Annotated in this window: 19 protein-coding genes; 10 read left to right on the top strand and 9 right to left on the bottom strand. The window is 36.1% G+C overall.

From position 1 onward, the window contains the following. Positions 1-269 precede the first annotated feature (269 nt). Positions 270-761: a DNA-deoxyinosine glycosylase gene (locus tag BUE84_RS15285; RefSeq protein WP_079242412.1), complete on the top strand. Its 492-nt coding sequence runs from the start codon at positions 270-272 to the stop codon at positions 759-761. A gap of 247 nt (positions 762-1008) precedes the next feature. On the opposite strand, the gene BUE84_RS15280 is transcribed toward BUE84_RS15285, so the two are convergent. The 6 genes from BUE84_RS15280 to BUE84_RS15255 all read right to left on the bottom strand — a co-directional run bounded on the left by BUE84_RS15280 (position 1009) and on the right by BUE84_RS15255 (position 7593). Continuing rightward, positions 1009-2043, bottom strand: coding sequence for a phosphotransferase enzyme family protein (locus BUE84_RS15280; protein WP_079242411.1), 1035 nt, complete (start codon positions 2041-2043; stop codon positions 1009-1011). After that, complete coding sequence (locus tag BUE84_RS15275) at positions 2034-2948, bottom strand: sugar phosphate nucleotidyltransferase (RefSeq protein ID WP_079242410.1); 915 nt, start codon at positions 2946-2948, stop codon at positions 2034-2036. The genes BUE84_RS15280 and BUE84_RS15275 overlap by 10 nt, the downstream gene beginning before the upstream one ends. Beyond that, on the bottom strand, positions 2938-4335 hold the full coding sequence (locus tag BUE84_RS15270; RefSeq protein ID WP_079242409.1) for a Gfo/Idh/MocA family protein: 1398 nt from the start codon (positions 4333-4335) through the stop codon (positions 2938-2940). Before BUE84_RS15270 ends, BUE84_RS15275 begins: the two co-directional genes overlap by 11 nt. Before the next feature lie 223 nt (positions 4336-4558). After that, positions 4559-6094, bottom strand: coding sequence for a peptidase M61 (locus BUE84_RS15265; RefSeq protein WP_145953266.1), 1536 nt, complete (start codon positions 6092-6094; stop codon positions 4559-4561). Between the two features lie 56 nt (positions 6095-6150). After that, the gene (locus BUE84_RS15260; RefSeq protein WP_079242407.1) at positions 6151-6843 is read right to left on the bottom strand and encodes an AIM24 family protein; all 693 of its coding nucleotides are present in this window, start codon (positions 6841-6843) and stop codon (positions 6151-6153) included. Positions 6844-6855: 12 nt separating this feature from the next. Next, positions 6856-7593 (bottom strand): hypothetical protein, encoded by a 738-nt coding sequence (locus tag BUE84_RS15255; RefSeq protein WP_145953265.1) that lies wholly within the window; start codon positions 7591-7593, stop codon positions 6856-6858. Between the two features lie 154 nt (positions 7594-7747). Between BUE84_RS15255 and queA the strand changes: the two genes are divergently transcribed. The 6 genes from queA to BUE84_RS15225 all read left to right on the top strand — a co-directional run bounded on the left by queA (position 7748) and on the right by BUE84_RS15225 (position 14231). Continuing rightward, positions 7748-8797, top strand: coding sequence for a tRNA preQ1(34) S-adenosylmethionine ribosyltransferase-isomerase QueA (gene queA, locus BUE84_RS15250; protein ID WP_079242405.1), 1050 nt, complete (start codon positions 7748-7750; stop codon positions 8795-8797). A 70-nt stretch (positions 8798-8867) separates the two neighbouring features. After that, entirely contained in the window at positions 8868-9902 is a 1035-nt protein-coding gene (gene rlmN, locus BUE84_RS15245) for a 23S rRNA (adenine(2503)-C(2))-methyltransferase RlmN (RefSeq protein ID WP_034696370.1), read from the top strand. A gap of 74 nt (positions 9903-9976) precedes the next feature. Then, positions 9977-10927, top strand: a complete 951-nt coding sequence (locus BUE84_RS15240) for a sterol desaturase family protein (protein ID WP_079242404.1) — start codon at positions 9977-9979, stop codon at positions 10925-10927. Between the two features lie 292 nt (positions 10928-11219). Continuing rightward, positions 11220-12128, top strand: a complete 909-nt coding sequence (locus BUE84_RS15235) for a hypothetical protein (protein ID WP_079242403.1) — start codon at positions 11220-11222, stop codon at positions 12126-12128. A 72-nt stretch (positions 12129-12200) separates the two neighbouring features. Next, on the top strand, positions 12201-13178 hold the full coding sequence (locus BUE84_RS15230; RefSeq protein ID WP_079242402.1) for a polyprenyl synthetase family protein: 978 nt from the start codon (positions 12201-12203) through the stop codon (positions 13176-13178). 258 nt (positions 13179-13436) lie between these two features. Further along, positions 13437-14231, top strand: coding sequence for a hypothetical protein (locus BUE84_RS15225; protein ID WP_079242401.1), 795 nt, complete (start codon positions 13437-13439; stop codon positions 14229-14231). Positions 14232-14442: 211 nt separating this feature from the next. Here BUE84_RS15225 and BUE84_RS15220 read toward each other — a convergent pair whose 3' ends face one another. After that, positions 14443-14739, bottom strand: coding sequence for a hypothetical protein (locus BUE84_RS15220; protein ID WP_238594269.1), 297 nt, complete (start codon positions 14737-14739; stop codon positions 14443-14445). 135 nt (positions 14740-14874) lie between these two features. Here BUE84_RS15220 and BUE84_RS15215 point away from each other — a divergent pair, with 135 nt between their 5' ends. Beyond that, a complete protein-coding gene (locus BUE84_RS15215) occupies positions 14875-17307 on the top strand; it encodes a thiamine pyrophosphate-dependent enzyme (protein ID WP_079242400.1) in 2433 nt (810 codons plus the stop codon). A gap of 86 nt (positions 17308-17393) precedes the next feature. Continuing rightward, positions 17394-17744, top strand: coding sequence for a hypothetical protein (locus BUE84_RS15210; protein ID WP_079242399.1), 351 nt, complete (start codon positions 17394-17396; stop codon positions 17742-17744). A 31-nt stretch (positions 17745-17775) separates the two neighbouring features. Here the strand turns inward: BUE84_RS15210 and BUE84_RS15205 are convergent, their stop codons facing one another. Next, positions 17776-18192: a carboxymuconolactone decarboxylase family protein gene (locus BUE84_RS15205; protein ID WP_079242398.1), complete on the bottom strand. Its 417-nt coding sequence runs from the start codon at positions 18190-18192 to the stop codon at positions 17776-17778. A gap of 109 nt (positions 18193-18301) precedes the next feature. On the opposite strand from BUE84_RS15205, the gene BUE84_RS15200 reads away from it, so the two are divergent. Further along, the gene (locus BUE84_RS15200) at positions 18302-18589 is read left to right on the top strand and encodes a hypothetical protein (protein ID WP_079242397.1); all 288 of its coding nucleotides are present in this window, start codon (positions 18302-18304) and stop codon (positions 18587-18589) included. 40 nt (positions 18590-18629) lie between these two features. On the opposite strand, the gene BUE84_RS15195 is transcribed toward BUE84_RS15200, so the two are convergent. Next, positions 18630-19022, bottom strand: coding sequence for a winged helix-turn-helix transcriptional regulator (locus BUE84_RS15195; protein ID WP_079242396.1), 393 nt, complete (start codon positions 19020-19022; stop codon positions 18630-18632). Positions 19023-19129 lie beyond the last annotated feature (107 nt).

Here is a 19129-nt window from a genome sequence, read left to right as displayed (position 1 = left end):
GCTTTAGCCCGCTTTTTTTATGAAAAATATCCAATGGCTTTAGCCAAAATCTAAATAACCTGAGTTGTTTAAGGGAATTAAATTCAGGTTATTGGAAGCTGGAAGTAGCTGCTAATCTTAACATTGATAGAGGTTACTATAAATTAATGATATCACTGTTTAGAAAGATGAAAATGGCGACAACCCGTTTTTTAAGACCTCAATAACTTCCTTCTTCAAGCTCCCGGCTTCCAGCCAGATTAAAATAATTTAAATCTCTATATTTGAATATGCAAAACCGTATTTCTTCATTTCCACCTATCATTGATTCTCAGTCTGATATTCTAATTTTAGGATCAATTCCCGGGGTGAAATCATTGGAAAAGCAGCAATATTATGCCCATCCTCAAAATAAATTCTGGAAAATCATTTTTGAATTGCTGCACGAAGAATTTACTCATGATTATACTCAAAGAATTGAAACGATAAAGAAACATCATATCGCCCTTTGGGATGTCATTGATTCCTGTGAGAGAAAAGGAAGTCTGGATTCCGAAATCAAAAACGAAGAAGCCAATCAGATTGCTGAACTGCTGGAAAAACATCCGAATATAAAAGCTGTTTTCTGCAACGGTGGAAAGTCATACAAGAACTTACAGAAACTACTCGGGAAAGATTATAAGCTGCCCATTTTTTTATTGCCTTCTACAAGTCCGCTTCATACCGTTTCCTTTGAAAAGAAACTGGAAGAGTGGAAAAGAATTCTTAAGTTTTTGAGGTAATTAGGAGTTTTGGAATTTGGGGTGCGAGATTCAGGTTATTGAGTGTGACTGTTGATGATGGGAGAGTTTGAACGAGATGCCAGATTTTGTGATTCGGGATTTGGGTTTGAGAGTCGGAGAGTGAGAAGATAAAGCTGGATTCTTACGGAATGGCAAACAGAGCACTTTATTTATCCGCACACTTTGTCATTCCGTAGGAATCTAAATATCGTATGTAATCTTAGTACAAATGATAAGAGCTTAAAAATCATTTACTTCTCAAGTATTCCCTCAATCCCTTCAACAGTTCTAACTGGTTTTTTGTTCTTTCCAGATTGTGTTCAGGATGCATGATAGAATAGTAGGTACTTCCGTTAAGGTAATCTGTTAAAAAGCGAAGTTCCTGGATATAAATAGCGACTTGTGCCGCATAATCAAGACTATCAGATTCTTCAGACGTCAGTTTTTCTTTTAGATAAAATAAAAATCCCTCTTTTACAACTTTATACATTTCAGGATTGAAATTGTTTTGGGCTGTTCCGTCATCTTCCTGTGTTGTATTGGTGTAAGACTGAATCATGGTTCCGAAATCATACAAAATAGTAGAAATCATCATAGTATCCAGATCTATCACAGCTAAAGGGTTATGGTTCTGATCAAAGAGAATATTACTGATTTTTACATCGGCATGAATAATCCTTTTGGGAATCTGATTGTTTTTCTCCATTTCAATCCATCGGTCAGGCAACGACAAAAGCTGGTTGGTGATTTCTATTTCAACCTTAGCATTTTCTCTTAAATGAGGTGCTGCATTTTTTAGTGAGTCTTTATAATCTGCAACCCTCTTCTCAAAATTGAGGAAATTAGGAAGAGAATCTTGAATGGCAGGTAGTTGTTCAGTATTTACTGTATTTAGAAAATAACTGAAGGTTTTAGCAGCATCAAAAGCGGTCTGTAAGGATGGAGCAGTAAGGAATGTAATGCTGTTTTCTACAAAACTTAACATACGCCATAGCTGACCATTTTTATCTTTTACCAGAATTTGGCCAGTGAGAGAAGGAATGGGTTCTATAATTTCAAATTGATAATTATTTGACCTGAGAACTTCATTAATCATTAAATGGTTATTAACGACCACTTCCGGCTGTTTAAAAACATGATTGTTGATTTTCTGCAGAATAAACTTTTTCCCTTGATCTTTATTCTCCAAAAGATAGGTTGTATTGATCAATCCATCAGTAATAGGAGTGAGGTTGTAATTATCAGTATTAATAAACTTTGCAACAATATCATTTAGCTCCATAAATCTTCCGGGTATCTGTTATTTTTAATCTCTGAAGTCAGAAAATCTATAATTTCCTTTTTATCATCAGCATAGGTAACTCCCATCCATCGGGATGGAGATGCTTTCACTTTTACTTTTACTCTGTTTTCGTTCATCATTTTTTGTACTGCGGAAGGAATGTAAAATTCCTGATTGGGTAGTGGATCAGATTCGATGAAATCATAGAAATAGGCTTCCAGATAACAAAAAATATGAGGATGGAAAATAAAAAAATTCATGGATACCAATGTTTCGGGATCTAATTTTATATTTTCTCCGTTTTCAACATAAATGATGGAATGATTGATTTTTTGAATAGAAGTTTGTTCTTCTACTTTGATCAGATAATTTTCTGCATCCAACGTACATATTCCTCTTGCTACGGCACCGTTGCCACTCAATGTTGTACCCACAGGATAAGCAATCATTCCTAATTGTGTATCTGAAATATAATGATGATTAATTTCATCAGCAGCCAGTTGATAGGCTTCTTTTCCGTAGAAATCATCTGCATTGATCATGACAAAAGGTTCCTGTATTGAATATTTGGCGCAAAGTACGGCATGAGCAGTTCCCCATGGCTTCTCACGATCAGGATAATCAAAGCCTTCCAGTGAAATAGGAATGGTGTCTATCTCCTGATATACCCAAAGCAATTCAAAATTTTTAGCTTTTGAAATGCCGTTGAGCCTTTCAATATAACTTTCAGGAATCAGTTTGTTGACAATAATAACTACTTTTTGGAAACCGGCCTCCAGAGCATCAAAGATAGAATACTCAAGAATAGGCGAACCGTTATCAAGTATTCCATCTATCTGCTTAAGTCCTTTATATCTGCTGCCCAATCCGCCTGCCAGTATGAGTAATGTTTTTTTAGAACTCATCGGTCATTCCAAATACAGGTTTACGGGTTTTCCATTTTCCATTAGTAAAATCAGGGATATCAACTACCTGACCGCCTTTGGCAATAGACTCTTCACTCAATGGGGTTATAGAATACCATAGGGCAAGATCATATACATCCATCGGGAATTCTATATTTCGTTTGATACATTCAATGAAAGTATTCATCACAAAGAAGTCCATTCCCCCATGTCCGGCTCCTGCAGCAGTAGTTTCAAACTTCTTCCACATCGGATGATCATATTCTTTCATCCATTTTTCAGTATTGTCCCAACGGTGGGTATGGTTCATTGTTTTTTCAAAATAGATATGCCCCTGGGTAAAATCTCCCGATCCGAAATCCTGCCATAATCCTTCAGTTCCCTGAACTCTGAAGCCAAGATCATAAGGTCTTTGTAAACTTGTATCATGAGTAAGAAGAATGGTTTCTCCATTGGCACAAGCAATTTGTGTGGTTACAATATCTCCCTGGTTGAATTTTACTTTAGCGCTGGGATGGTTTTCTCCTCCTTTTGGATGCTCAACAATATATTTATGAAGGCCTACAGATTTTGATGAGAATGAAGAAAGTCTTGTTAAGCGATTTCCTCGGTTGATATCCATCATCATCGCAACCGGACCTAATCCATGGGTGGGATAAAGCTCTCCATTACGTTTTACATAATGTTCGGTTCTCCATTTTGCTTCACTGAATCCTTTTTCTCCAAATTCAGCCCCGGAATTGTACGGATTAACTCCATCATTGAAAAGAACACCTCTCAGGTCATGCTGATAACCGCCTCTTCCATGTACCAGCTCCCCGAACATTCCTTTACGTACCATATTCAGGATGGCCATAATGTCTCTGCGGTAACAAACGTTTTCCATCATAAAGATAGGAACTTTCGTTTCCTCATATACTTTTACAAATTCCCAACAGTCCTGAAGCTTTATTGCTCCGGAAACTTCCATGCCCACAATTTTTTTAGCGCGCATAGCTTCCACACCTTGGGTAAGATGCCATTCCCATGGAGTAGCAATCACAACAGCGTCTATTGTTTTTAATTTTAAAAGATTTCGATAGTCATATTCCCCATTGGAAAATTCCTGAGCAGCCGGTTTATTGTTGTCTTTTAATATTTTTTGAGATGCGGCAAGCATTCTTTTCTCCGGATCTGCAAATGCAACAATCTCTACATCACTACGTTTAGCCAGTAATTTTACATGTTCCTGACCACGAAGACCTACGCCGATAAAACCGACGCGGACTTTTTTATCTGTTTTAAAATCATTTGAATAAGCAAATAAAGAATTGGGTAAAACCAATGCTCCAAAGCTTGCTAAAGCAGCTGTCTTAAGAAAGTTTCTGCGGGAATTACTATTGTTCATCTATTATTTTTTCTTAAATATATTAAAACTTTTGTAAATCCCGATAAAGTGATAGATAATAGGATAATGAAGTAATAAAGGTAGTTGGTAAGAATTTGTGAGTTGTTGGATTTTAAAGTTGAATGATTTTGGAATTGTTGATGTATAGATTATTAATTTTCGCTTTTTTCTTTATTTTGATCATTTATATTTTTTTTACATATTTTGTTATATGCGTGAAAATTTATTGATTGATCCAGGCTTTTCTTAATGCAACTTGTTTTGAATCGGGATTGGAAACAGGAGTTACTTTTCCATTAGTTTCATCATAGTTGAATCCTGCTTTTTCCAGGTATTCTTTTAAAGGAATGGGTTGAGTACCTTCTACATAATCTCTGAAAAATGTACGGATTTCCGGAAAGGTCATTTTTGTAATCTCATCAAAAAGCTCATCATCATTGAAATATTTACCTGCTCCATACTTTTTCATAAGCATCTGCATCAGATCCTGAGTTCCTGTTTTACCGTTAGAAAGTTCTCTTAATCTTATATCCAGACACAACCCGAGTAATGCTCCTTTCAGATAAAAATTCATATATTGATCTTGTCTTTCCATAGATTTTTTACTCATTTCTGTTAAAGATAGAGTGTTGTCAAATGCTTTCATACCATTGATCTTTTCTTCCAGACTTTTTTCAAAATCTTCCAGACTGATCATTTTTTGTTTGATAGGCATATGAATGGTTGCATACTCCGTCATTCCTTCATATAACCAAAGGTGTTGAGACATCACAGGATTCAGGAAATCATAATGCTGAATTTCTCCTGAATGAATGTTGAGTGGGGTAACCACATGGAAAAATTCGTGAGAAGCCACTCTGTTCAGAGCATTTGGAAGAAACTTCATACTTCCGGAACGGTACAGACAGACCGTAGAGTGGGAATGTTCAAGCCCGTCTCCTAAAAATCCATTCTCATGGGAAGATTCATAATAAATCAGAAAAGCATATTTTTTGACAGGTAATGTTCCGCCAAGATAAGCCTGCTGATTTTTCAGGATGTTTTCTATTTCGTGGGCAATTGTTTTGGAGTAATGTCTTTCCTTTTTGTTGTAGAATGATACAAGTACTTTGGTATGACCTATTTTCAGCCAGGTGGTATCAGGAACAGAATATAAAACAGGAGAATCTACCAGTTCGCGGTAATCCTTTGCCCAAACCATATCCGTATTTTTATTTTTCTGTTGATAATCTAAAGCAGAAGAAGCGTAAAAATCCTTGTTCTTTGTAATGGTAATCTGATAAGGAATCTCTTTCATTTCCTCAAAATATCCTATTAAAGAATTATAATTGATGACAAAAACGCTGTCTTTTATAAACATACTGCCGGCAGATCTGGCTTCATTAGATTCTTTTTCCAAAGAGTCCCACCCGTCAGCTACCTGATAGGATATTTTCTTTACCCGGTTGAGATCGTGTACCATCCAGCTGTTTTTATCCAGACGTTCGGTTACTACTTTTTTACCGTTTTTATCGGTGGCTGAGAAATCAGAAACATATTGTCCGAAATTCATAGCCTGATAAAACCCGGGTACCAGTTTGGGGATGATAAATTTGCCCTGTTTAAGATTATTCTTTGGGGGCGAAAAAGATACCCGGACTTCATCATTGTTCATATGAAGAAGATCAATAGAATATTCGTAATTTTTTTTTGAAGTCTGAGCAATCATTACATTAGGAAGTAGAATGATCACGAAAAATAGTTTTATAAGGGTATTCACTGGATGCAATTTTAATGATTACGAATATTTTAAATCACCTCTAAGGTTGGTCTGGTTTATTTTTCCATATAGTATACCTCTTCATAAGGCTGAATCAGTACCCATCCATGTCCTGAAAACTTCATCTGGAATTCTTCACCGCTTCCTCTGCCGATAAGGCTTTTGAAAGAAACATTCGTTTTCAGTTCCGGGCTTAGGTTTCCAGACCATGCAACTGTGGCATTAGGATCTGTAAATACAGGAGTGTCAGGAGTTACAAGTAGGGTTAAAGGATCTCCGTGAGTGGTAATAGCAATATGTCCCGTTCCTGAAAGTTTTGCCTGAAAAAGCCCTCCGGACATCATTCCTGCAATACTTTTCAGCATGGTGATATCACTTTTTACGCTTTGTTCATGGGCAAGAATATCATTTCCGTTTACACATACAGATTCATTATTCAGATAAAGAATACGGACTTTTTTACTGGAATCTGCTACATATAGTTTTCCGGTTCCTTCTGCTTTCATAAGCTTGGCTCCTTCACCGCTGATAGCTTTCTTCAAAAGATTTCCAATTCCTCCGGACAGCATTCCCTGTCTTTCAAAATTGATATTTCCCACATAGCTTACCATACTTCCTCTTTTAGTCCATACTGCCTGATTATTAAGGTTGATTTCCAGAAGATGTTTCGTCTCCAGCTCAAAATAATCTCTTTGCTGCGGATTCTCTTTCGTTTCGTTGATAAATGCTTCAATTGAATATTTACTCATAATGATAATTTTTTAATTTGTTGTTTTTATAGTGTTATTACTTAGTTTGTCGAGTTTATACTCCCTTTTGTTACTTTTAGGATTCAGATCTACAAATTCATACTTTTCAAAATTGGCAAGTCTGGTTTTGAACATTTCAGTTGCTTTTTCCAGTGACCAGGTTTTAGGATAATGAAAACCTTCAAATTCAGCATTGAAAATTTGCGCTTTGAAATCATGCGAAAATTCGTCATCACCAGCATAGGTCAATGCTATTTTACCCGTCCATATAATATCATATTTGTTATTGTCTGTTTTTGAAAACTGGATCTGATGTCCTGCACTGCTGTCATGCCCCAACAGATAAATATTGAAGGCAAGGCCATCATCATCAAAACGCTGTTCAGAAGGGAGATCATTACTGAAAAGATCGTTTTTAACAACTGTATCGAAGTCAAGTTTTTCATCAAGGTTGTTAATTTTGATTCCTCTTTGTTCGCCCCAATAGTTGGATGACAATGTACAGGCATGGTAGTTTTCCCATACTATTTTGGAGTTCCACTCGGACAGATCTTCGTTTTCTTCTTCACTGTTTTCATCATCATTGGTGTAATAATTTTCAGTTTTTAAATGAAAATCAAACCAGATAAATCCATACTCGTCAATTCTTCCGCTCCAGCTGAAAGTTTCAATTTTGTGGCCATTAGGATACGGATTATCAATGAAGTATATTGTACTTACAGATTCCATAATAAATTGTAATTTTTCCAAAAATACTCTTTTTATGCCTTGGAAATCCCCGTAAAATCACGGTTTTATATTTGATTGTAAATAATACTTGACAAAGGGGTGTTCAATGTTGTATATTTGCACTCCGAAAATTACACCTTGTAATTTCAATAATTTTTAAACCGTAATTTAAAAAATGAAAACATCAGATTTTAATTTTGATCTTCCTGCGGAATTATTAGCAGAACACCCATCAGAGCACAGAGACGAAGCGAGATTAATGGTACTTGATAGAAAAACACAAACTATCGAGCACAAATTATTCAAGGATGTTGTGGATTATTTTGATGAAGAAGATTTGTTCATCTTCAACAATACAAAAGTTTTCCCTGCACGTCTTTACGGAAATAAAGAAAAAACAGGTGCTAAAATTGAAGTTTTCTTATTAAGAGAGCTTGATAAAGAAACAAGAGTTTGGGACGTTTTGGTAGATCCTGCAAGAAAAATCAGAATTGGTAACAAATTATTCTTCACAGAAGATGAGTCTTTGGTAGCTGAGGTAATTGATAACACGACTTCAAGAGGAAGAACATTAAGATTCTTATTCGACGGTTCTTACGACGAATTCAGAACGAAATTGAAAGAATTGGGAGAAACTCCGCTTCCAAAATATATCAAAAGAGCGGTAGAGCCGGAAGATGCTGAAAGATATCAGACGATCTATGCAAAAGTAGAAGGAGCAGTAGCTGCACCTACAGCTGGACTTCACTTCTCTAAGCATTTGATGAAGAGATTAGAGATCAAAGGAATTAATTTTGCTGAAGTAACGCTTCACGTAGGATTGGGAACATTCAACCCGATTGAGGTAGAAGATCTTTCTAAGCACAAAATGGAGTCTGAAGAGATCATCATTGATGAGAAAAATGCTGCGATTATCAACAAAGCAGTAGAAACTCACAGAAGAGTTTGTGCAGTAGGTACTACTACGATGAGAGCATTGGAAACTTCTGTTTCTTCAAACAAAAAAATCTCTGCTTTCAACGGATGGACTAATAAATTCATTTATCCACCTCACGATTTCGGAGTTGCTAACTCAATGATCACCAACTTCCACACACCGAAGTCTACTTTAATTATGATGATTGCTGCATTTGCAGGAAGAGATTTCATCATGCATGCTTATGAAGAAGCCGTAAAAGAAAAGTATAAATTCTATTCTTACGGTGACGCAATGTTAATTCTATAAAAAAGATAATAGGTAAAAGGTTGCAGGTAATAGTATCTGCAACCTGCCACCTAAAATCTACAACCTTACAATGAAAGATATCCGTACATTATCATTAGACCAGCTTAAAGACTACTTTGTATCTTTAGGAGAAAAACCGTTTCGTGCGAAACAGGTCTATGACTGGCTATGGAGTAAAAACCTCCATTCGATTGACGAAATGACGAATCTTTCCAAATCACTTCGTGAGAGAATTTCGGAAGAATATACCATTAATCCTGTTTCCGTAGACCTTCTTCAAAAAAGCTCTGACGGAACCATCAAAAACGGAGTGAAACTTCACGACGGGCTGATGGTGGAATCTGTTCTTATTCCTACAGAAACGAGAACTACAGCCTGTGTGTCTTCACAGGTAGGATGCTCATTAAACTGCGAATTCTGTGCTACAGCAAGACTGAAAAGGATGAGAAATCTTGAAGTTGCTGAAATTGTAGATCAGGTAGCTCTGATTGACAGCCAGAGCAGAATGTATTTTGACAGACCGCTTTCCAATATCGTATTTATGGGAATGGGAGAGCCGATGATGAATTACAAAAACGTAGTGGAAGCCATCAAAAAAATTACCCAGCCGGAAGGTTTGGGAATGTCTCCAAGAAGAATTACCGTTTCTACATCCGGTATTCCTAAGATGATCAAAATGCTTGCAGATGACGAACTGCGTGTGAAGCTGGCTTTATCCCTTCACTCTGCTATCGAATCCAAGCGTAATGAGATCATGCCTTTCTCTGATAAATTCCCGTTGACGGATATTATGGAGGCCCTTCAGTACTGGTATCAGAAGACAGGTTCTGTGATTACTTTTGAATACTGCGTATGGAAAGGAATCAATGACGGTGACGAAGACATTAAAGCTTTAATCAAATATTGCAAACAGGTTCCTTCAAAAGTAAATCTTATCCAGTACAACCCGATCGGAGATGGAAAATATGATCAGTGCAACAAACAGGCTGAAGAAAATTACATCAGACAGCTTGAAAACGCAGGGGTAACTGTAATGGTCAGAAGAAGCCGTGGAGGTGATATTGATGCCGCTTGCGGACAGTTGGCCAACAAAACAACAGATTAAAATTTCCTTAAAAAAAGCCTAAAACTTTCATAAAAAATAGGTTAAAACCCTACCTTTGCACAAATTATTTTGTGATGATGGATTTTCTTATGAGCGAGGATGGGCTGGAAAATGTTTATGCATGGGCTATTCCATTGCATGCTACTGTTATTTTAGCTGAAATGATTTACAGCCACGTTTCAGAAGCTAAGCTATATAGTGGAAAAGATCTTGCTACCAATGTTTATCTTGCATTGATGAACTTTGGCCTAGACCTTATCATGAAGGCATTTGCCATGGGAGTGATGTTTTTCTTTTACCATCACAGACTTTTTTCATGGGATCTCAGCATCTGGTATTTGCTGGCATGTTTTATCATCACAGACTTTGCTTATTATGTGCTGCATTATGTGGACCACCGTTCCAGAGCATTCTGGGCAGTTCATATTACGCATCACAGTTCAGAGTATTTTAACCTGACAACAGGATTCAGAAGCCCCGTATTACAGCCACTTTACAGATATTTGTATTTTTCACCGCTTGCATTTTTAGGATTCAATCCATGGCATATTATGGTGGCTTACGCCATCGGGCAGGTTTATGGAACATGGGTACACACACAAACTGTGAAGAGTATGGGATTCCTGGAATATATTCTGGTAACACCTTCCCATCACCGTGTGCACCACGCATGTAACGTGAAATATCTGGATAAAAACATGGGAATGTGTCTCATTATCTGGGATAAAATATTTGGAACCTTCCAAAAAGAAGATCCAAATGTACCCGTGAAATATGGAATCTATCCAAAAATGCCGGATAACAGACCAGATACTGTTCTTTTTTATGAATGGAGAAAAATTTGGAAAGATCTGAAGCAGCCAGGATTAAAATTCACAGACAGAGTTAATTATATTTTCAATTCACCTGGATGGAGACATGATGGAACCGGAAAGACTGTAAGGCAATATCAGAAAGAATATTTTGCAAGACAGGCTAGAAAGAAAGAACAACAGCAAAATCAGAAAGAGCAGAAAACGGCTTAACTTCTGATTTAAAATCAATAGAAATCTAAGTGAAAAGCGGGCTATTTTAACCCGCTTTTCTTTTTTAAGAAGTTAGAAAAAGTAAAACGGAGAATAAGCAAAACAATAAATCTCTTCAAAAATCCAAAATTTTTTTCATTGACTCCATACAATATTTAAATTCCTTCGGAATGACAATGTGGGATAAATAAAAACGCTTAGTTTGTCCATTCTGTAGGAATCTACATTCTCCCCTCAAACCCGTATTCCGAAACCCGAATCTCACCTCAGAATAAAGCCCTACTTTTGTCTTATGAAAAAATTCCTTCTGATTATTGCTCTTTTCGTTGGTCAATCTGCATTTTCTCAGCAGACCGATTTTCTGAAAATTAAAAAATACAGAGTAGGTTATCTTGATGATAAAATTGAGGAAACCTCAGGACTGAATATTTTAAATGGAAAACTTTACACATTCAATGACAGTGGAAATGCTGCTGAACTTTTTGAAATTGATAAAAAGAGCGGCGAAATTATCAGAACGCTGAAAACTAATGTAATCAATACGGACTGGGAGGCTTTGGCCAATGATGGGAAAAATTTTTATATCGGAGATTTCGGAAATAATGCAGGAACAAGGAAAGATCTGATGATCTATAAAGTTCCTTACGGACGTATTGATACAGCTAATATCATTAAAATTCCCGGTTCAGAAAGAGCTTTGGATGGAACAAGAATTCTTTTTTATTATCCGGAACAGACTGATTTTACCTCTAAAAACACAAAAAATGACTTCGATGCAGAAGCCATGATCTACTTGAATGGAAAGCTGCATGTATTTACCAAAGAATGGGCTTCAAAAGCAACCTCACACTATATCGTAGATCCTGATATTTCAGAACTGCAAAAGGCAGAAAAAATAGAAGCTTATACAACAGGTTTTGTGGTTACAGATGCTTCTTATTTTGATAAAAAGCTTTATTTAATAGGATATACCAAGAAAACAGAAGTCTTTTTAGATATTTTTACAGAAACCGAACCAGGAATATTTTTTAAAGAAAAACCAAAGCATTATTACCTCGGGACTGCGCTTTCATTAGCACAGATTGAGGGAATAAGTGTAGATGAAACGGGAATTTATATTTCAGGAGAAAAGTTCAGATCTCCGTTGGGAACCACAAAACCTTCCTTTTATTTTATTCCGAAAGATCAACTCAAAGATTAATTTACCTTAAAATTGAGCGAAAAAAATTATCTTTGTGAGAATTAATAATTATTCACCCAGCATTCGCAGATTGTGGCAAATACAGTAGAAGAGATTAAACGACCGATCAATGATGAAATGAAACTTTTTGAACAGAAGTTTTATGAGTCAATGCAGAGTAAAGTAGCTTTATTGGATAAAGTAACCCGTTTTATTGTTACCACCAAAGGAAAGCAGATGCGTCCTATGTTTGTGTTTCTTTGTGCCAAACTGGTGGGTGAGGTAACGGAAAAAACCTATCGAGGTGCTTCTATGATCGAGCTGATCCACACGGCTACTCTGGTACATGATGACGTGGTGGATGAAAGTTTTAAACGTCGTAATTTCTTTTCAATCAATGCACTTTGGAAGAATAAAATTGCGGTTTTGGTAGGGGATTATCTTTTGTCAAAATCAGTTTTACTCTCCACAGATCACAAAGATTATGATCTGCTTGGGGTAATTTCCAGAACGATCCGTGAAATGTCTGAAGGAGAACTTCTTCAGCTGGAAAAAGCCAGAAAACTGGATATCACTGAAGAGGTGTATTATGAAATTATCCGTCAGAAAACAGCTACTCTGATAGCAGCCTGTTGCGAAATAGGTGTTCTTTCCAATAATGCAGATGAAGCTCTTGCCAAGAAGATGATGGATTTTGGTACTTTTACCGGAATGGCATTTCAGATTAAGGATGACCTTTTCGACTATTTAAGTTCAAACGTGATCGGTAAACCGGTAGGGATTGATATTAAAGAACAGAAAATGACACTGCCTTTGATTCATACCTTAAAGATCGCCAGTGAAAAAGACAGGAAATACTATTTCGATACCATAAAACGATATAATAACAATCCTAAGCGTGTAAAAGAGCTTATAGAATTTGTTAAAAATTCTGGTGGATTGGAATATGCTATTACCATCATGAAAGATTTCCAGCAAAAAGCCAAAGATATTCTGAATGAGTTTCCGGATTCTGAAGCAAGAAAGTCGTTACATATTATGCTTGATTATGTGATTGAGCGAAAATTCTGATGTTGATATTTTTTAGTTGTTCTGAGTTTTTTATTCACTTATTTCCCTTTCTTCCCACGTGGTATGTAAATTTTTCATTGTTGGAGAAAAAATAGAGCTATCTTTCAATAATTCAATCAGTTGTGATTAGTTGCGTTTTTTATGATATTAAATTACTGTAAACTAATATTTTGCATCATTTAAATAAAGTGCTTGTTAATAATTCATTGGGTTTCAGTATATTTTTTGTTAATTTGTCGCAAGAAAAAACAACAAATAATGAAAAAAATTCAGACAATGATGATAGCGTGTGCTATCACTTCAAGCGTTATTTCGTACGCACAAGTGGGAATAGGTACTCAAAATCCCCAGACAACTTTTCATATTGACGGTTCTAAAGACAATCCTGCCACAGGAGTTCCTTCTGTAGCCCAACAGGATAATGATTTTAGTGTAACCTCAACTGCTAAAGTAGGGATAGGTACCGCTTCTCCAAGTGAAAAATTAGATGTGGCGTCCGGAAATGCCCGTATCCGTAATATTAATTCAAATATAGGCGTCGGAGGAACTGACAGGGTTGTTGTAGCTGATGCTAGCGGAGTACTGAAGACTATAGACTTTACTGCTTATTCGCTTTTTCATGCACGTTTAGCAGCTAACCAGAACATCAGTTCTTCAACAATTACTACTTTATTATTCGCTGCACCAATAGCAACTTCTCCTTTCTATTCCTATAATACCGGAACTGGAGTAATGACTTTTAATCAGGCTGGCAATTATCTGGTAACATTACAGGCAAGTTTTACCAATATGCCTGCAGATACTCAGTTGCTTATTGGTATCAGACCTGTACCAGATGCTAATTACCTGGGAAGAGGAAGCCATTATAATGCAGTTGCTTCTTCAGGAACTGTAGGTGAGCTGATGAATTATACAACTGTAGTTGTTGCTCCTACAGCGGGATACCAGATTCGTTTTACAGCAGCTCCGAATCAAAATGCTACGATTATTTCAACAGAAACAGGATCTACAGGAAGCGGAAATGTTACCAATGTAACTGTTCAGAAGATATAATTCTACCTTTTATTATAATTAAAACTAAAGTGTTTTGTAATATGTTTTCAGGAATCTGGAAATATGTACAAAACACTTTCTCTTTTATATTTAGAATCTGATATTGATTCAGTTAAAAAAATTGGAAATAGCTTCTTATTGAATTCTCAAATTTTTATACGATTGCCCTTATGTATTACCGTAAATTACGCAATTGTGCGAAAATTTTAAATTAAATAATTTTCAGGGTTACAATAATAACAGCTAGAACTATACAAAATAAAGCGATTAAAAATAAATAATCCGCAATGTTCTCAAACGTAGATTCCCGCTTTCTATTCCTAGTTCTGATCGCCAGAAATGAAAAGAAACAGCTACAGGCAAAAAGAATACAGGCAAATCCTGCAAATTCGTCCAAATACGTATTCTGACTGATCTTAGAGATTTTCAGTGACGTAATAATGATTAATGAAAATCCTAAAAGATTGCTGGACGCATTCAAGATGTGAGGTGACTTTTTTTCCATCATTTACAATTTTTTTCAAAATAAAGCACAATTTTTTTTATTATCAAATTTTTAAAAAAGATTATTAAAAATTAAAATTAATTTAAAAAGTGTATATTAGCAAAATACTTGAAGATTAAAAAACTTTTTTACTTAGCTATGCAAACAACCTATATTGAAACACAGCAAATATCCTTTCAAGATTTTAAAAATCAGATACTTGGAGACTACAGGTTAGGAAGGATCTCTCGTGAAATGTCTTATCTCGGAAGGAGAGAAGTACTCACTGGAAAAGCTAAATTTGGAATTTTTGGGGATGGAAAAGAACTTCCTCAGCTTGCAATGGCGAAAGTTTTCAGAAATGGAGACTTCCGTTCAGGATATTACAGGGATCAGACTTTTGCATTGGCAATAGATGCCTTAACAGTAGAAAGTTTCTTTGCACAGATGTATGCAGATACCAGTGTGGAAAGAGAGCCTGCATCAGCGGGAAGACAAATGAACGGGCATTTTGCAACAAGAAGTTTAAATGAAGACGGAAGCTGGAAAGATTTGACAGCTCAGAAAAATATTTCTTCCGATATTTCCCCTACAGCCGGACAAATGCCAAGATTATTGGGATTAGCTCAGGCTTCAACGATCTATAAAAGCGTAAAATTTGACGGTTCAGAAAAATTCTCAAGAGAAGGTAACGAAATTGCTTTCGGAACTATTGGGGATGCTTCTACAGCAGAAGGACACTTCTGGGAAACTCTGAATGCAGCATGTGCTCTTCAGGTTCCTATGATTGTTTCTATCTGGGATGACGGATACGGAATTTCAGTTCCTACGAAAAATCAGAGAGCAAAAGCTGATATCAGTGAAATGCTAAGTGGTTTCCAGAGAAAAGAAGGAGAAAACCAGGGATGTGAGATTATCCAGGTAAGAGCTTGGGATTATCCTGCATTATTAGATGCTTATGCTAAGGCAGAACATTTTGCAAGAACAGAAAGTGTACCAGTGGTAGTGCACGTGGTAGACGTTACTCAGCCTCAGGGACACTCTACATCCGGATCTCACGAAAGATATAAAAACGAAGAACGTCTGGCTTGGGAAGCAGAGTATGACGGGCTGGCAAAATTCAAAGAGTGGATTCTGAACTATTCTATCGAAATAGATGGAAAAGAGGAAGTAATTGCTACTGCTGAAGAATTGGATGCTATTGACGAAGAAGCGAAAAAAGCAGCAAAAACAGGTCAGAAAGTAGCTTGGGAAAACTATCAGAAAGCCATTTCAGTACTTATTCAGTCTATTTTACCTTTAGTAGAAAACCTTAAAGGACAAAATGCTGAAGTGGAAACTTATATTGCTCACTTCAACAAATTAGTTTCAAAAGCTAAGAAAGATATTTTCCATTTGGTAAGACAGACTTTACTGGCAACAAGAGGAACAAATTCTGCAGAAAGAAATCAATTGATGCAGAAATACAATGAAGTATCTGCTGTTGAAAAAGACAACTATTCTTCTCACTTATATTCTCAGTCTGAATGGAAGGCTGAAAACGTTCAGGAAATCAAACCTGTATATTCTGACAGCTCTGAAGATGTAGATGGAAGAGTAGTGATCAGAAACAACTTCGACAAAATTTTTGAGAAATATCCTGAAACTTTAATCTTTGGAGAGGATACCGGAAATATCGGTGACGTAAACCAGGGATTGGAAGGAATGCAGGAAAAATATGGTGCTTTACGTATCGCTGATACAGGAATTCGTGAAGCAACGATCCTTGGACAGGGAATTGGTATGGCGATGAGAGGTTTAAGACCAATCGCTGAAATCCAATACTTAGACTATGTTCTTTACTGTTTACAGGGAATGAGTGATGATCTGGCAACGGTACATTACAGAACAAAAGGAGGTCAGAAAGCTCCATTAATTATCAGAACGAGAGGTCACAGATTAGAAGGAATCTGGCACTCTGGCTCTCCAATGGCGGGTATTCTGAACCTTTCAAAAGGAATTTTAGTATTAGTACCTAGAAATCTTACAAAAGCAGCAGGATTCTACAACACTATGCTTCAGGCTGACGAACCTGCCATCATCGTAGAATGTCTGAATGGATACAGATTAAAAGAAAAACAACCGGATAACTTAGGTGAATTCACAGTTCCTGTAGGGAAAATTGAAGTAACTAAAGAAGGAAAAGATGTTACTTTGGTAACGTACGGTTCTACATGGAGAATTGTAACGGAAGCTGCCAACGAATTGGAAAAATTAGGAATTTCTGCAGAAGTAATCGATATTCAGTCATTGATTCCTTTCGATTTATCTCACGAAATTGCTGAAAGTGTTAAGAAAACCAACAGATTAGTCGTGATTGACGAAGATGTGGAAGGAGGAACTACAGGGTTCATCCTACAGCAGATCCTTGAAAAGCAGAAAGCATTCAGATATCTGGATTCAGATCCGTTGACGATCTCTGCTAATGATCACAGACCAGCATATGCAAGTGATGGTGATTATTTCAGCAAACCGTCTACAGACGATATGGTGGAAAAAATCTACGCAATGTTTAATGAAACAAATCCTCAGAAATATCCTGCGATATTCTAATTGGGATTTTAGATACATTTAAAAACCGCTTCCTTTTGGGAGTGGTTTTTTTGTTTATATTTACTTGAATCCTTCAGTGATAAACCATGAAAATTAGACTCTTATATTTGATCTTAATATTAATAATTATAGGTTGTAAGAAAGCGAATAAAAAAGAAGTTTTACTGGCAGACAGAGAAGCTCCTTTAGGCTGGATTTATTTGAAAATGTATGATGATAACAGTTTCGAATTCATTTCCCAGGGAATGATGCGGGATAAAGATGTGTACAGCGGAAATTATAGCTTAAAAAATGATACCCTTTATTTTAAATACAAAGATTCAATTCCTAAAGCAGGTTCAAAAGCTGTGATAGAGAAAGGGTTTGTATATTACCTTAATGGCGATTACCATGAAAGTGTTCAAATACAACTTAATAAATTATCTATTCAAAAATAAAAACAGCCATAGATTTATAGCTCCTTCTTGATTAATCTACCTCAGCCAAAGTAATCCTCAATTTATTCAAAGTATTCATCAAAGTTATACTTGCGGTAAGCTCCACAATTTCTCTTTCCGTAAATTGCTCAGTCAGTTTTGCTTTGATATGTTGCCAATCATCTTTACTGTCAATGACAGCTTCAGCCCATTCTAAAACAAGCTTTTGCTGATCATTAAAGGCATTCGTGTGTTTCCAGCCCGGGAGCCTGTTAATGGTATCTTGCTCAAACCCAAAATCAGATAATTCTTTAGCATGATAACTGCAGCAATAAGCACAGCCATTGATTTGTGAGACGCGTAACTCTACCAAAGCGATCAGTTTTTCATCAATACCGGATTTTCGGATGCTGTGGTGGGCTTTGTATAAATTTCCAATGGTTTCTTTTGCAATTTCTTTGTAATTCATAGTGAAATATTTTCTGCAAATTTGCATCAGAAATGGCTTTGAACCTATATGCTTACCTTTTCGTTATATACTTACCTTTTTGAAAGTGCTCAATTATATTAAATAAAACATGAAAGAAATAACTTCATTTTTGAAGTCCCGAAAATGGGCACTTATTATTTCGATACTATATGTAGGAACCGGAACATTGGCAGTATGTTCAGCTTATGGCAGCGATCCATTATATGGTGAATGGACTTTATATGCTTTAATAGTAACATTTCCTGTCTCAATTTTGAGTTTCGGATGTAGATATGCTGATCCAAGTATATGGCCTGTATTATTGATTCAGTTTATTATGTTTTTAATTACATTTTTTATTTTATCCTTATTTATAAAAAGTAAGCCGGATAATTAATAAATAATGTTCAGTATTGTTTTAAAAAGCAAAAAAGCGATCAAACATTGACAGCCTTTTTATTTTTTATATCTTCATTCAAAAAAGAACAATCTTTATCTTCATGCTGTCCCTTCACCTGATATTTTGCTTCCCACTCTTCCAGTAAATACAGAATAGGTAATAAAGCCAATCCTTTTTCTGTAAGAGAATATTCCACTCGCGGAGGCAGTTCTTTAAACTCTTCACGGATAACCAGACCATCAGTTTCCATCTCCCTCAATTGATCAGTCAATACCTTTCTGGAAATGACATTAATGCGTACTGCCAGCTCTCCAAAACGTAACTTCCTGTCTTTAATAACAAGAACAATAATAGGCTTCCATTTGCTTCCCAAAGCGGCCATTGCCTTGCCCAGAGGGCAGCTGTATTGCATTAATTCATTCTTTTTCATAAGGAGATCTTTATTTTAAACAGCATATAAAACCAAAGTTTCATATGTTACTTTAATGTTACTAATGTAAGTTACTGCGAAGTTACCACTATTTTTTTAATAAAAGA

Source organism: Chryseobacterium indologenes (assembly GCF_002025665.1).
Classification (GTDB): domain Bacteria; phylum Bacteroidota; class Bacteroidia; order Flavobacteriales; family Weeksellaceae; genus Chryseobacterium; species Chryseobacterium metallicongregator.
Note: the sequence above shows the minus strand (reverse complement) of the source record. Positions and strands in the feature narration are given on the sequence as shown.